We start from the raw sequence: 13,429 nt of genomic DNA, 5'->3' as shown, positions 1-13,429 counted from the left end.
ATGAGTCTGTTACTGGCAATTCTTCAGGCGCTGGTGCTGTTCGCCGCTGCGCCGCTGCTGTCGGGCATCACGCGCGTGGCGCGCGCCCGGATGCACAACCGTCGCGGGCCTGGGGTGCTTCAGGAATACCGCGATCTCTTTAAACTGCTCTCCCGTCAGAGCGTCGCGCCGGACGCCGCAGGCTGGGTCTTCCGCCTGACGCCGTTTGTGATGGTGGGCGTGATGCTGACCATCGCCACCGCGCTGCCGGTGGTGACGGTGGCGTCGCCGCTGCCCGTGCTTGGCGATCTGATCACGCTTATCTACCTCTTTGCCATCGCCCGCTTCTTCTTTGCGATTGCGGGCCTGGACACCGGGAGCCCGTTTACCGGCATCGGTGCCAGCCGCGAGGCAATGCTCGGCGTGCTGGTGGAGCCGATCCTGCTGCTGGGGCTGTGGGTCGCCGCGCAGGTCGCGGGCTCCACCCACATCAGCTTTATCACCCACACCGTTTACCACTGGCCGGTGGCGCGCTCGATCCCGCTGGTGCTGGCGCTGTGCGCCTGCGCGTTCGCCACGTTTATTGAGATGGGCAAACTGCCGTTCGACCTCGCGGAAGCCGAGCAGGAGCTGCAGGAGGGGCCGCTTACCGAGTACAGCGGCTATGGATTCGCGGTGCTGAAGTGGGGCATCAGCCTCAAACAGCTGGTGGTGCTGCAGATGTTTGTCGGCGTCTTCTTCCCGTGGGGGCAGATGACGCACTTCTCCGCAGGCGGTCTGGTGCTGGCCGTCGTGATTGCCGCCCTTAAGCTGCTGGTCGGCGTGCTGGTGATTGCCCTGTTTGAAAACAGCATGGCGCGCCTGCGTTTTGTGGAAACGTCGCACATCACCTGGGCCGGTTTTGGTTTTGCATTTTTAGCGTTCGTCTCCTTGCTGGTGGCGTGATTAAAGAGAGTATTTATGTCTGAAGAAAAGAAAGGTCAGCAGTATCTCGCCGCGTTGCATCAGGCTTTCCCCGGCGTGGTGCTGGAGGACTCCTGGCAAACCAAAGACCAGGTAACCGTCACCATCAAGGTGAACTATCTGCCGGAAGTGGTCGAGTTTCTGTACTACCAGCAGGGCGGCTGGCTGTCGGTGTTGTTCGGCAACGACGAGCGCCAGCTGTGCGGCAACTATGTGGTGTACTACGTGATGTCGATGGAGCAGGGCGAAAAGTGCTGGCTCACCGTGCGCGTCGAAGTCGACCCGGCTAAGCCGGAATACCCGTCCGTCACGCCGCGCGTGCCCGCCGCCGTCTGGGGCGAGCGCGAAGTGCGCGACATGTACGGCCTGGTGCCGGTCGGCCTGCCGGACGAGCGACGTCTGGTGCTGCCGGACGACTGGCCGGACGAACTCTATCCGCTGCGCAAAGACAGCATGGACTACCGCCAGCGCCCGGCGCCGACCACCGACAGCGAAACCTACGAGTTTATCAACGAGCTGGGCAGCAAGAAGAACAACGTGGTGCCGATCGGCCCGCTGCACGTCACCTCCGACGAACCGGGCCACTTCCGCCTGTTTGTCGACGGCGAAAACATTATCGACGCCGACTACCGCCTGTTCTACGTCCACCGCGGCATGGAAAAGCTGGCGGAAACCCGCATGGGCTACAACGAAGTAACGTTCCTCTCTGACCGCGTGTGCGGCATCTGCGGCTTCGCCCACAGCACCGCCTACACCACCTCGGTGGAGAACGGCATGGGGATCGTGGTGCCGGAGCGCGCGCAGATGATCCGCGCCATTCTGCTGGAGGTGGAGCGTCTGCACTCGCACCTGCTGAACCTCGGCCTGGCCTGCCACTTCGTCGGCTTTGACTCCGGGTTTATGCAGTTCTTCCGCGTGCGTGAAGCGTCAATGAAGATGGCGGAGATCCTCACCGGGGCGCGTAAAACCTATGGCCTGAACCTGATCGGCGGGATCCGCCGCGACCTGCTGAAGGACGACATGATCCAGACCCGCCAGCTGGCGCAGCAGATGCGCCGCGACGTGCAGGAGCTGGTGGACATGCTGCTCAGCACGCCAAACATCGAGCAGCGCACCGTCGGCATCGGCCGTCTTGATCCGGAAATCGCCCGCGACTTCAGCAACGTCGGCCCGATGGTGCGCGCCAGCGGCCACGCCCGCGACACGCGAGCCGATCACCCGTTCGTCGGCTACGGCCTGCTGCCGATGACCGTGCACAGCGAGCAGGGCTGCGACGTCATCTCGCGCCTCAAGGTGCGCATCAACGAGGTGTTCACCGCCCTGAACATGATCGACTACGGCCTCGATAACCTGCCGGGCGGCCCGCTGATGGTGGAAGGCTTCACCTACATTCCGAACCGTTTTGCCCTCGGCTTTGCCGAAGCGCCGCGCGGGGACGACATCCACTGGAGCATGACCGGCGACAACCAGAAGCTTTACCGCTGGCGCTGCCGCGCGGCCACCTACGCCAACTGGCCAACCCTGCGCTATATGCTGCGCGGCAACACGGTTTCCGACGCGCCGCTGATCATCGGCAGCCTCGACCCGTGCTACTCCTGCACCGACCGCATGACCGTGGTGGACGTGCGCAAGAAGAAAAGCCTGGTGGTGCCGTACAAAGAGCTTGAGCGCTACAGCATCGAGCGTAAAAACTCGCCGCTGAAATAAGGACTCGCCATGTTTACCTTTATCAAAAAAGTAATCAAAACGGGCACGCAGACCAGCCGCTATCCGCTGGAGCCGATGCCGGTGGATAAAAATTTTCGCGGCAAGCCGGAGCACAACCCGCAGCAGTGCATCGGCTGCGCGGCCTGCGTCAACGCCTGTCCGTCGAACGCCTTAACGGTGGAAACGGATCTCAAAACCGGCGAGCTGGCCTGGCAGTTTAACCTCGGGCGCTGCATCTTCTGCGGCCGCTGCGAGGAGGTCTGCCCGACGGTCGCCATTCGCCTGTCGCAGGAATTCGAGCTGGCGGTGTGGAAGAAGGAGGATTTTCTGCAGCAGTCGCGCTTTGACCTGTGCAGCTGCCGCGTCTGCAGGCGCCCGTTCGCCGTGCAAAAAGAGATCGACTACGCCATCGCGCTGCTGCAGCACAACGGTGACGCCCGCGCGGAGCATCACCGCGAAAGCTTTGAAACCTGCCCGGAGTGCAAGCGTCAGAAGTGCCTGCTGCCGTCCGACCGCATTGATATCACCCGCCATATGAGAGAGGCCAGCTGATGGAAAATTTACTCGGCCCGCGCGACGCTAACGGCATTCCGGTGCCGATGACGGTGGAGGAGTCCATCGCCAGCATGAAGGCGTCGCTGCTGAAAAAAATCAAACGCTCGGCCTACGTCTACCGCGTGGACTGCGGCGGCTGCAACGGCTGCGAGATTGAGATCTTCGCTACGCTGTCGCCGCTGTTTGACGCCGAGCGCTTCGGCATCAAAGTGGTGCCGTCCCCGCGTCATGCGGACATCCTGCTGTTTACCGGGGCCGTCACCCGCGCCATGCGCTCGCCGGCGCTGCGCGCCTGGCAGTCCGCGCCGGACCCGAAAATCTGCATCTCGTACGGGGCCTGCGGCAACAGCGGCGGCATCTTCCACGACCTCTACTGCGTCTGGGGCGGGACCGACAAAATCGTGCCGGTGGACGTCTACATTCCGGGCTGTCCGCCAACGCCCGCCGCGACGCTGTACGGCTTTGCCATGGCGCTCGGCCTGCTGGAGCAGAAAATCCACGCGCGCGAGCCGGGCGAGCTGGACAACCGGCCTGCGGCCATCCTGCACCCGGACATGGTCCAGCCGCTGCGGGTGAAGATTGACCGCACGGCGCGCAGGCTGGCGGGCTACCGCTATGGGCGCCAGATTGCCGACGATTATCTGCGCCTGCTGAGTCAGGGCGACCATCAGGTAGCGCGCTGGCTGGAGGCGGAAAACGATCCGCGTCTCAATGAGATCGTGGCAAACCTGAACAGCATCGTGGATGAGGCGCGTATCCGATGAGTGAAACGGTGGTGTTCAGCCAGCTGAGCCGTAAGTTTATTGATGAGAACGATGCCACGCCGGATGCGGCGCAGCAGGTGGTCTATTACAGCCTGGCGATTGGGCATCACCTCGGGGTGATTGACTGCCTGGAGGCGGCGCTGAGCTGCCCGTGGCCCGAGTACCTAGCGTGGATCGCCACGCTGGAGGAGGGCAGCACGGCGCGGCGCAAAATGGAGGGCGTGCCGAAGTATGGCGAGATCGTCATCGACGCCAACCACATTGCGATGCTCGCCAACGCCTTTGACGCGGCGCTCGCCAGGCAAACCCCCGAGCAGCAGTCGTGGAGCAAAACGCTGCTCGGCATGCTGCACGATATTCACCAGGAGAGCGCCATCTACCTGATGGTGAGGAGATTACGTGACTGACGTTTTACTGTGTGTGGGCAACAGCATGATGGGCGACGACGGCGCGGGCCCGCTGCTGGCAGAGATGTGCGCCGCGAATCCGCAGGGCAATTGGGTGGTAATTGACGGCGGCAGCGCGCCGGAAAACGACGTGGTCGCCATCCGCGAGCTGCGCCCGGAGAGGCTGTTAATCGTCGATGCCACCGATATGGGGCTCAACCCCGGTGAGATCCGCCTGATTGACCCGGACGACATCGCCGAGATGTTTATGATGACCACCCACAATATGCCGCTGAACTACCTGGTCGATCAGATTAAAGACGACGTGGGCGAGGTGCTGTTTTTGGGGATTCAGCCGGACATCGTTGGATTTTATTACCCGATGACGCCGCCGGTGAAGGAGGCGGTGGAACGGGTCTATTCACGGCTTGCGGAGTGGGTTGGGGATCGAGGGTTTGAACCCCTCACCCCGGCCCTCTCCCCAGAGGGGAGAGGGTGAAAACCGCGCCGAGCAGTCCTTTATTCCCGGAGTAAAGAGGGTGAAAACCGCACCAAACGGTTCCCTCTCCCCTATGGGGAGAGGGTTAGGGTGAGGGGTAAGGACAGGCTACTCGAGATCCGCCCCGTTACTCGCGATCACCTTCTTATACCACCAGAACGATTTCTTGCGCTTGCGGTCCAGCGTGCCGTTCCCGGCGTCGTCGCGGTCAACGTACACAAAACCGTAGCGCTTGCTCATCTCGCCCGTTGAGGCGGCCACCAGGTCGATGCAGCCCCAGGTGGTGTAGCCCATCAGCGGCACGCCGTCCTCAATCGCGTCGCCCATCGCGCGGATGTGCTCGCGCAGGTAGCTGATGCGGTAGTCGTCGTTGATCTCGCCGTTTTCATCAATAACGTCTTTCGCCCCGAGGCCGTTTTCCACCAGGAACAGCGGCTTCTGGTAGCGGTCGTACATCATGTTCATGGTGATGCGCAGGCCGAGCGGGTCGATGCCCCAGCCCCATTCGCTCACCTGAATATGCGGGTTACGCAGGGACTTCACGATGTTCGCCGCGCTGGTGTTGCCCGCGTTCATATCCGCCGACGCGCAGCGCGAGGCGTAATAGCTGAACGAGACAAAGTCGACGGTGTTTTTTAACAGCTCGTCGTCGCCGGGATCTTTCACAATCACCACGCCTTTTTCGCGGAACACGCGGGCGGAGTAGGTCGGATACCTGCCGCGCGCCTGCACGTCGATAAAGAACAGGTTCTCGCGGTCTTTCTCCAGCGCCATCCACACGTCTTCCGGCTTGCAGGAGTAGGGGTAGAAATTACCGCCCGCCAGCATGCAGCCCACCTGGTTTTCCGGGTTTACCTCGTGGGCGATTTTGGTCGCCAGCGCGCTTGCCACCAGCTCGTGGTGCGCGGCCTGGTATTTCACCTGGTCTTCGTTTTCGCCTTCCTCAAACACCAGCCCCGCGCCGGAGAACGGGCTGTGCAGCATGATGTTGATTTCGTTGAAGGTCAGCCAGTATTTCACCAGCCCGTTAAATTCTTCAAAGCAGGTGCGGGCGTAGCGGGCAAAGAAATCGACCATCTTACGGTTGCGCCAGGAGCCGTATTCCGTCACCAGGTGCATAGGCACGTCAAAGTGGCAGAGCGTCACCAGCGGCTCGATGTTGTACTTTTTGCACTCCTCGAACACCGCGCGATAGAAGGCAATGCCCTCTTTGTTCGGCAGCGGTTCGTCGCCGTTCGGGTAGAGGCGGCTCCAGGCAATGGAGGTGCGGAACACCGTAAAGCCCATCTCCGCCATCAGGGCAATGTCTTCTTTATAGCGATGGTAAAAATCAATCGCTTCGTGGCTCGGGTAGAACTCGTCGTCACGCAGCGAAAAACGCTTTTCCTTACCGAGCTTCACCGCCAGGCGATTCGCGCCGTGGGGGAGCATATCGACCGTCGTCAGTCCTTTGCCGCCTTCACGGTAAGCACCTTCACTCTGGTTGGCGGCAAGCGCGCCGCCCCATAAAAATCCTTGTGGAAAAACAGACATTCTTACCTCGCTTTCAATTTATGCTTTTGCTGCGTTGTTCTGTACCGGTGCGGTCTGCAGGGCGCGCGCTTTTTCAGCCTCATCTTCGACCGGGATATCCTCAAACCCTAAAAGCAGGGTCAGAACAAACGACAGCACCACTGCCAGCCCCATCACGCCGAACACCCAGACGATGGTCATCGGATTGGCCGGGTCAAAGAACTGCACGCTGGTGAACAGCCCCGGTGCCGCCATCGAGTGGCTGGCAAGACCGGCCATGCCGGCGACCGCCCCGCAGATAAAACCGCTTATCAGGCTCGCAATCAGCGGACGTTTCAGACGCACCGCCACGCCGTACAGGGCCGGTTCAGAGATCCCCGCCATAATGGCGGAGGCCGCCGCCGCCAGCGCCGTCTGGCGCAGCTCCGGGTTTTTGGTTTTCCACGCCACTGCCAGCGACGAGCCGCCGAGCGACAGGTTGGCGCCGATTTCCGACGGCATCACCATCCCTTCCTTGCCCGTTTCGGCAATGGTCTGAATGATGGTCGGCGTAAACACGCGGTGCATCCCGGTCATCACCAGCAGCGGCCAGAGCGCGCCCATGATGGCGACTGAGAGCCAGCCCAGGTAGCCGTGAATGGTGTAGACCAGCGCGGAGATGGCGCTACCGATCCAGATCCCCAGCGGGCCAATCAGCACGATGGCGAGCGGGGCGGCAATCAGCACGATCAGCATCGGCTTGAGGAAGTTTTTCGTCACCGCCGGGGTAATGCGATCCACCCAGCGTTCGATATACGACAGGCACCAGGTCATCACCAGCGCCGGGATGACGGTGTAGGTGTATTTCACCGCCGTCACCGGAATAAAGGCGAACTCAACGTGCTCGCCCTGCGCGGCTTTCGCCATCAGCTCGATAAAGCTCGGGTGCACCAGCACGCCGGCAATGGCGATGGCCAGCGACATGTTGGTTTTGAATTTCACCGCCGCCGAGGCCGCCACCATCAGCGGCAGGAAGAAGAAGGCGCCGTCGCCGATGACGGTCAGAATAGTGAGCGTCGGCGCGCCTTTTGGCAGCACGCCGGTCATCTCGAGGATCATCGCCAGCAGCTTGACCATCGAGCCGCCGATGATCGCCGGGATCAGCGGGGACATGGTGCCGATCAACGCGTCGAGGATCCCGGCGCCAATGCGGCGTAAGGTCATCTTCTGCGGACCTTCCGGCACTGCGGGCTGCAGGTCCGTGGGCAGCAGGCTCACCACTTCGCGGTACGCCTGTGAAACCGTGTTGCCAATAATGACCTGGCACTGGTTGTCGTTGCGTACCACGCCGAGCACGCCGCTGATGCTTTTCAGTCGCGCAGCGTCGGTCAGGCTTTCGTCTTTCAGTACGAAACGCAGACGCGTCATGCAGTGGGTTACGGCGACGATGTTCTCTTTGCCGCCCAGCGCGCTGATAACGTCGTTCGCCAGCGCAGCGTAATTTTTGGCCATCGGATGTGATCCTGTTATTGTTGTGAGACATGTAGGAAACCGGTTCCACATAATCATCATGAGTTTCTGTGAATGAAACAAGATCGCTTTTTGACCATTTTTTCGTTTCGTGATGCAGATCGCAATGAGGTATCGAAAGCGTGATTTCACCGCTGCGACAATTTTTTTGCAGTGCAGTACACTGCGCTCCATCAGATTCAGACGGAATAACACTATGACCACGATGCTTGAAGTGGCGAAGCGGGCAGGCGTTTCGAAAGCCACGGTGTCCCGGGTGCTGTCGGGAAATGGCTACGTCAGCCAGGAGACCAAAGACCGGGTGTTTCAGGCCATTGAAGAGAGCGGCTATCGCCCGAATTTGCTGGCGCGAAACCTGGCAACCAAACGTACCCAGACGCTGGGACTGGTGGTGACGAACACCCTCTATCACGGCGTCTACTTTAGCGAACTGCTGTTTCACGCCGCGCGCATGACGGAAGAAAAGGGGCGGCAGCTGATCCTCGCGGACGGCAAGCACAGCGCGGATGAAGAGCGCGAGGCGATCCAGTACCTGCTCGATATGCGCTGCGACGCGGTGATTATCTATCCGCGTTTCCTGAGCGTGGAAGAGATGGATGAGATCGTCGAGAAGTGCGAGCAGCCGATTATGGTGCTCAACCGCCGCCTGCGGAAAAACAGCAGCCACTGCGTCTGGTCAGATCATAAAGCCTCCAGCCAGGAGGCGGTGTCGCAGCTGATTGCGAAAGGGCACCGGGAGATCGCGTTTATCACCGGCTCGCTGGATTCTCCCACCGGGGTTGAGCGTCTCTCCGGCTACAAGGACGCGCTGGCGCAGCACGGTATTCCGCTGCGCGAGGGGCTGATTGCGCAGGGGAAGTGGAACCCCGCCAGCGGCGCGGCGGCGGTTGCCGAACTGCTTGCGCGCGGTGAACGGTTTACGGCGCTGGTGGCGAGTAATGACGACATGGCGATTGGCGCCATGAAGCAGCTCCACGACAGCGGCGTGGCCGCACCGGACGCGGTGTCGGTGATCGGTTTCGACGACGTGGCCATCGCGCCCTACATCGTGCCGTCGCTCTCCAGCGTGCATATTCCGGTGACGGAGATGATCAAAGAGACCATCAGCCGCCTGATCTTCATGCTCGACGGCGGTGAGTTTAAGTATCAGCAGACCTTCTCCGGCGAGCTTGTCCTGCGCGACTCCGTTATTGACGGCCCGCACCGCTGATGTCGACAGCTGTCATCGTCATAAGTGACGATGACAGCACCATCGTGATTTTTAAATTCATCTAAAATCAACAGGTTAATTATTGGCACGGTTTATGAATATCTCCGCGCATAACTGTAATGCTGGAGAAGCAGATGAACCGTTTTATTATGGCCGATGCCAGTAAGTGTATTGGTTGCCGTACCTGTGAAGTGGCGTGCGTGGTTTCCCATCAGGCGGAGCAGGACTGCGCGTCGCTCACCCCTGACACCTTCCTGCCGCGCATCCACGTCATCAAAGGCGTGAATATTTCCACCGCCGCCATCTGTCGCCAGTGCGAAGACGCACCGTGCGCGAACGTCTGCCCGAACGGGGCAATTAAACGCGAGAAAGGCTTTGTGCACGTCATGCAGGAGCGCTGCATTGGCTGCAAAACCTGCGTGGTCGCCTGCCCGTACGGCGCGATGGAGGTGGTTGTTCGTCCGGTGGTACGCAACAGCGGCATGGGTCTGAGCGTACGTGCGGAGAAAGCCGAAGCCAACAAATGCGATCTTTGCTATCACCGCGACGCCGGTCCGGCCTGCATGGAAGCCTGCCCGACGCATGCGCTGGTCTGCGTGGATCGCGAGAAGCTTGAGCAGATGAGCGCCGAAAAGCGCCGTCGTGCGGCATTCGACACGTCGTCATCGCTGCTGTTCTGAACCGTATGTGCAGTAACGGCGTACAGCTGCGCGTGCGCGGTAAAGTGCAGGGCGTGGGGTTTCGTCCCTTCGTCTGGCAGCTGGCGCAGGCGCTTCAGTTGACCGGCGACGTCTGCAATGATGGAGAGGGCGTGCTGGTGCGCCTCGCGGGTAATGGGGGGGCCTTTACCGCGAGGCTGCATCAGGACTGCCCACCGCTGGCACGCATTGACCACGTTGAAACGCAGCCGTTTACGTGGGCGCAGGTGCCGGAGGACTTTACCATCCGCCAGAGCGCGGGCGGGGCGATGGACACGCAGATCGTCCCCGACGCCGCGACCTGCCCGGCGTGCCTGGCTGAAATGCGCGACCCCGGCGAGCGCCGCTATCGCTATCCGTTCATCAACTGTACGCACTGCGGGCCGCGGTTTACCATTATCCGCGCGATGCCCTATGACCGTCCGGCCACGTCAATGGCCGCATTTCCCCTCTGCCTGCCGTGTGAGACGGAATACCGTAACCCGGCTGACCGCCGCTTTCACGCCCAGCCGGTAGCCTGCCCGGACTGCGGGCCCGCGCTGGAATGGCGCGCGGGCAACATCACCGCAGCCCGCGAGGACGCGCTGAGCGCGGCGGTGGCGATGCTGAAAAGCGGAGGCATAGTCGCGGTTAAAGGGCTGGGCGGTTTTCATCTTGTCTGCGATGCGCGTAATCCGCAGGCGGTCGCGACGCTCCGGTCACGCAAACAGCGACCGTCTAAGCCGCTGGCGGTGATGATCCCAAATGCGGACGGCATGCCGGAGGCGATCCAGACGCTGTTGCGCTCCTCTGCAGCGCCGATTGTGCTGACCCCAAGAGCTTCGCTTCCCGGGTTTCCCGAAGGGATTGCACCGGGGCTCGATTGTATTGGCATTATGCTTCCCGCTAACCCGCTGCAACATTTGCTGATGATGGACTGCCGGCGCCCGCTGGTGATGACTTCCGGCAACCTCAGCGGCAGACCGCCTGCCATGACCAACCAGCAGGCGCTGGATGAGCTCGGCGACGTCGCGGACGGCTTCCTGCTGCACAACCGCGATATCCTGCAGCGGATGGATGATTCGGTGATGGATCGCGACGGCGCGATGCTTCGCCGCGCGCGCGGTTTTGTACCCGATGCCGTTACGCTGCCTGCGGGTTTTGAGAATATCCCCGCCATGCTATGCACCGGCGCGGAGATGAAAAACACCTTCTGCCTGGTGCGTGGCAGCCAGGCGGTGCTGAGCCAGCATTTTGGCGATCTCGGCGACGAGGGCGTCGAAGCGCAGTGGCGCGGCGCGCTATCGCTGATGCAGAAAATTTACGCCTTTCAGCCGAAGCGCGTGGTGTGTGACGCCCATCCGGGCTATCACACACAACGATGGGCGCAGGCGCAGGGGCTGCCGGTCGAAACCGTGCTGCACCATCACGCCCACGCGGCGGCGTGCCTGGCGGAGAACGGCTGGCCGCTCGACGGCGGAGACGCGATTGCCCTGACGCTGGACGGGATCGGCATGGGCGAGGACGGCGCGCTGTGGGGCGGGGAGTGCCTGCGGGTGAACTATCTCGCGTGCGAGCGTCTGGACGGGCTGCCTGCCGTTGCGCTGCCGGGGGGCGATCTGGCGGCGCGGCAGCCGTGGCGTAATTTACTCGCCCACTGCCTGGCGTTTGTCCCTGACTGGCAGCAGTACCCGGAAACGCGCGCGGTTCAGCGTGAAAACTGGCCGCTGCTGGCAACGGCGATCCGGCGCGGCATCAACGCGCCGCAGGCCTCGTCCTGTGGTCGCCTGTTTGATGCGGTCGCCTGCGCGCTGGGCATCGAAACCCAATCCTGGGAAGGTGAAGCGGCCTGCCGGCTGGAAGCGTTGGCCTCGCGGTGCGCGGGCGTCGACCATCCGGTGACGCTGGACGTGGATAACCTCGCGCAGTTCTGGCTGCAGTGGCTGAGCTGGCAGGCGGAACCCTGCGAGCGCGCGTGGGCGTTTCACGACGCGCTGGCAAAAGGGCTGGCGCAACTCGCCGCGCGCCATGCCCGACGCCTGTCGCTGTCAACAATCTGTCTCAGCGGCGGCGTGCTGCACAACCGTCTGCTGCGCGCACGCCTGCGTCATTATCTTTCTGACTTTACGCTTCTTTTTCCTTCGCGCCTGCCCGCAGGTGACGGAGCGATCTCCTTCGGGCAGGCGGTGGTTGCCGCTGCCCGGTCATGTTCACAAAGGACTTAAAATGTTACGACTCTTACGCAATGAACCTCGCGCCGCGCTTCTGCTGCTGGCTCTGGTAATGGCAAACCTGCTGGCCTGGGGATGGGCATGGCACGCTTTTAGCGGCAGCACGGCGCTGATGGCCGCCAGCCTGCTGGCATGGTGCTACGGGCTGCGTCACGCGGTGGACGCTGACCACATCGCGGCGATTGATACCGTGACGCGTAAGATGATGCAGCAGGGCAAACGTCCTTCCGGCGTGGGGGCGTGGTTCTCGCTGGGGCACTCCACCATCGTGGTGCTGGCCTCTATTGCTATCGCCGCGACCGCGACGGCGTTTCAGAAAAACATGGAGTGGTTCCACGAAACCGGCAGCCTGATCGGCACCGCGGTTTCCGCCACCTTCCTGCTGGCGATGGCGCTGGTGAACATGGTGATCCTGCGCGGCGTCTGGCGCAGTTTTCAGGCGCTGAAACAGGGCAGGCCCGTGCAGGGCGATATTACGCTCCCTGCCCAGGGCGGCGTCATGAACTGGCTGTTTGGCAAAACCTTCCGCCTGGTGAATAAAAGCTGGCAGATGTATCTGGTCGGTTTCCTGTTTGGCCTCGGTTTTGACACGGCCACCGAGATTGGCGTGCTGGGGATCTCTGCCGCCAGCGCGTCAAGCGGGATGTCGGTGTGGTCAATCATGGTCTTCCCGGCGCTCTTCGCCAGCGGCATGGCGCTGGTGGATACCCTCGATAACCTGCTGATGGTCGGCGCCTACGGCTGGGCGTTCAACAAGCCGCAGCGCAAGCTCTACTACAACATGACCATCACCGGCACCTCCGTGGTGGTGGCGCTGTTTATCGGCGGGCTGGAAGCGCTGGGTCTGCTGATGGACAAATTTGCCCTCAGCGGCGGCGTGTGGGATCTGATTGGCACGGTAAACGACAATCTGGGCAACGCCGGGTTTGTGGTGGTGGGGCTGTTTGTCGCCTGCTGGCTGATCTCCATGGTCAACTACCGCTGGCGCGGCTATGACGCGCTGGTGGTACGTTCCTGAACCGGCTCCTGCACTGCGCAACCTCCGCGACTTCCTCAATGGCTGGCGCATAGCGGCATACCGATAAAAAGATGCTGAAAATATAGGTCTTTTGCGGAATAAAATATATTCCGCATTCTTCGCTTGTGTGAAATAACGAGAAAGATAATTGAGTTATTTATAAAAATTCGCCATGATTCGCCTCCTGCTGATGATGTCTTTTCAGACTGAGTCGGCTGCCAATAATAAAGCTGGATGATGTTTTTAATCTGTTTCAGATTAAAGTATTTACGAAAATAATAAATAAGGGATTGATAGCGATGATATATCTACTTTGCATTTATTTGATGAATAGAATACGTAAAAAAAAGCCCCGGAATATCGGGGCGGTGAATAATAAAATCCAAAGATTAAGACAGCGTAGACTTGCTGTTGGCCGG

General features: G+C 61.1%; 12 protein-coding genes. 10 read left to right on the top strand and 2 right to left on the bottom strand.

Annotated elements, in window-relative coordinates:
• The 6 genes from ACWKXN_RS14230 to hycI are packed head-to-tail and all read left to right on the top strand — an operon-like array spanning nt 1 to nt 4,853.
• Nucleotides 1–924, top strand: coding sequence for a respiratory chain complex I subunit 1 family protein (locus ACWKXN_RS14230; protein WP_454543938.1), 924 nt, complete (start codon nt 1–3; stop codon nt 922–924).
• A gap of 15 nt (nt 925–939) precedes the next feature.
• A complete protein-coding gene (gene hycE, locus ACWKXN_RS14225) occupies nt 940–2,649 on the top strand; it encodes a formate hydrogenlyase subunit HycE (RefSeq protein WP_454543937.1) in 1,710 nt (569 codons plus the stop codon).
• 9 nt (nt 2,650–2,658) lie between these two features.
• Nucleotides 2,659–3,201, top strand: coding sequence for a formate hydrogenlyase complex iron-sulfur subunit (locus tag ACWKXN_RS14220; RefSeq protein ID WP_010434471.1), 543 nt, complete (start codon nt 2,659–2,661; stop codon nt 3,199–3,201).
• Nucleotides 3,201–3,968: an NADH-quinone oxidoreductase subunit B family protein gene (locus tag ACWKXN_RS14215; protein ID WP_033146382.1), complete on the top strand. Its 768-nt coding sequence runs from the start codon at nt 3,201–3,203 to the stop codon at nt 3,966–3,968. The genes ACWKXN_RS14220 and ACWKXN_RS14215 overlap by 1 nt, the downstream gene beginning before the upstream one ends.
• Nucleotides 3,965–4,375, top strand: coding sequence for a formate hydrogenlyase maturation HycH family protein (locus ACWKXN_RS14210; protein WP_033146381.1), 411 nt, complete (start codon nt 3,965–3,967; stop codon nt 4,373–4,375). Before ACWKXN_RS14215 ends, ACWKXN_RS14210 begins: the two co-directional genes overlap by 4 nt.
• A complete protein-coding gene (gene hycI, locus ACWKXN_RS14205) occupies nt 4,368–4,853 on the top strand; it encodes a hydrogenase maturation peptidase HycI (RefSeq protein ID WP_454543936.1) in 486 nt (161 codons plus the stop codon). Before ACWKXN_RS14210 ends, hycI begins: the two co-directional genes overlap by 8 nt.
• 108 nt (nt 4,854–4,961) lie before the next feature.
• Here hycI and ACWKXN_RS14200 read toward each other — a convergent pair whose 3' ends face one another.
• A complete protein-coding gene (locus tag ACWKXN_RS14200; RefSeq protein WP_454543935.1) occupies nt 4,962–6,386 on the bottom strand; it encodes a 6-phospho-beta-glucosidase in 1,425 nt (474 codons plus the stop codon).
• 18 nt (nt 6,387–6,404) lie between these two features.
• Entirely contained in the window at nt 6,405–7,856 is a 1,452-nt protein-coding gene (ascF, locus tag ACWKXN_RS14195; protein ID WP_032660344.1) for a PTS cellobiose/arbutin/salicin transporter subunit IIBC, read from the bottom strand.
• 214 nt (nt 7,857–8,070) lie between these two features.
• Between ascF and ACWKXN_RS14190 the strand changes: the two genes are divergently transcribed.
• From ACWKXN_RS14190 to ACWKXN_RS14175, 4 genes are all read left to right on the top strand, one after another.
• The gene (locus tag ACWKXN_RS14190; protein ID WP_087823285.1) at nt 8,071–9,084 is read left to right on the top strand and encodes a LacI family DNA-binding transcriptional regulator; all 1,014 of its coding nucleotides are present in this window, start codon (nt 8,071–8,073) and stop codon (nt 9,082–9,084) included.
• Nucleotides 9,085–9,218: 134 nt separating this feature from the next.
• On the top strand, nt 9,219–9,764 hold the full coding sequence (gene hydN, locus ACWKXN_RS14185; RefSeq protein WP_039263391.1) for an electron transport protein HydN: 546 nt from the start codon (nt 9,219–9,221) through the stop codon (nt 9,762–9,764).
• 5 nt (nt 9,765–9,769) lie between these two features.
• Nucleotides 9,770–11,986 (top strand): carbamoyltransferase HypF, encoded by a 2,217-nt coding sequence (hypF, locus tag ACWKXN_RS14180; protein ID WP_454543934.1) that lies wholly within the window; start codon nt 9,770–9,772, stop codon nt 11,984–11,986.
• A 1-nt stretch (nt 11,987) separates the two neighbouring features.
• Nucleotides 11,988–13,010 (top strand): HoxN/HupN/NixA family nickel/cobalt transporter, encoded by a 1,023-nt coding sequence (locus ACWKXN_RS14175; RefSeq protein ID WP_048975979.1) that lies wholly within the window; start codon nt 11,988–11,990, stop codon nt 13,008–13,010.
• The last annotated feature ends 419 nt before the right edge of the window (nt 13,011–13,429 follow it).

The organism is Enterobacter sp. UPMP2060, from assembly GCF_053709655.1.
Note: the sequence above shows the minus strand (reverse complement) of the source record. Positions and strands in the feature narration are given on the sequence as shown.

Coding starts and splice junctions, on each gene's coding strand:
- ACWKXN_RS14230 (WP_454543938.1), top strand. CDS start 1: ATGAGTCTGTTACTGGCAATTCTTCAGGCGCTGGTGCTGTTCGCCGCT.
- hycE (WP_454543937.1), top strand. CDS start 940: ATGTCTGAAGAAAAGAAAGGTCAGCAGTATCTCGCCGCGTTGCATCAG.
- ACWKXN_RS14220 (WP_010434471.1), top strand. CDS start 2,659: ATGTTTACCTTTATCAAAAAAGTAATCAAAACGGGCACGCAGACCAGC.
- ACWKXN_RS14215 (WP_033146382.1), top strand. CDS start 3,201: ATGGAAAATTTACTCGGCCCGCGCGACGCTAACGGCATTCCGGTGCCG.
- ACWKXN_RS14210 (WP_033146381.1), top strand. CDS start 3,965: ATGAGTGAAACGGTGGTGTTCAGCCAGCTGAGCCGTAAGTTTATTGAT.
- ACWKXN_RS14200 (WP_454543935.1), bottom strand. CDS start 6,386: ATGTCTGTTTTTCCACAAGGATTTTTATGGGGCGGCGCGCTTGCCGCC.
- ascF (WP_032660344.1), bottom strand. CDS start 7,856: ATGGCCAAAAATTACGCTGCGCTGGCGAACGACGTTATCAGCGCGCTG.
- ACWKXN_RS14190 (WP_087823285.1), top strand. CDS start 8,071: ATGACCACGATGCTTGAAGTGGCGAAGCGGGCAGGCGTTTCGAAAGCC.
- hydN (WP_039263391.1), top strand. CDS start 9,219: ATGAACCGTTTTATTATGGCCGATGCCAGTAAGTGTATTGGTTGCCGT.
- hypF (WP_454543934.1), top strand. CDS start 9,770: ATGTGCAGTAACGGCGTACAGCTGCGCGTGCGCGGTAAAGTGCAGGGC.
- ACWKXN_RS14175 (WP_048975979.1), top strand. CDS start 11,988: ATGTTACGACTCTTACGCAATGAACCTCGCGCCGCGCTTCTGCTGCTG.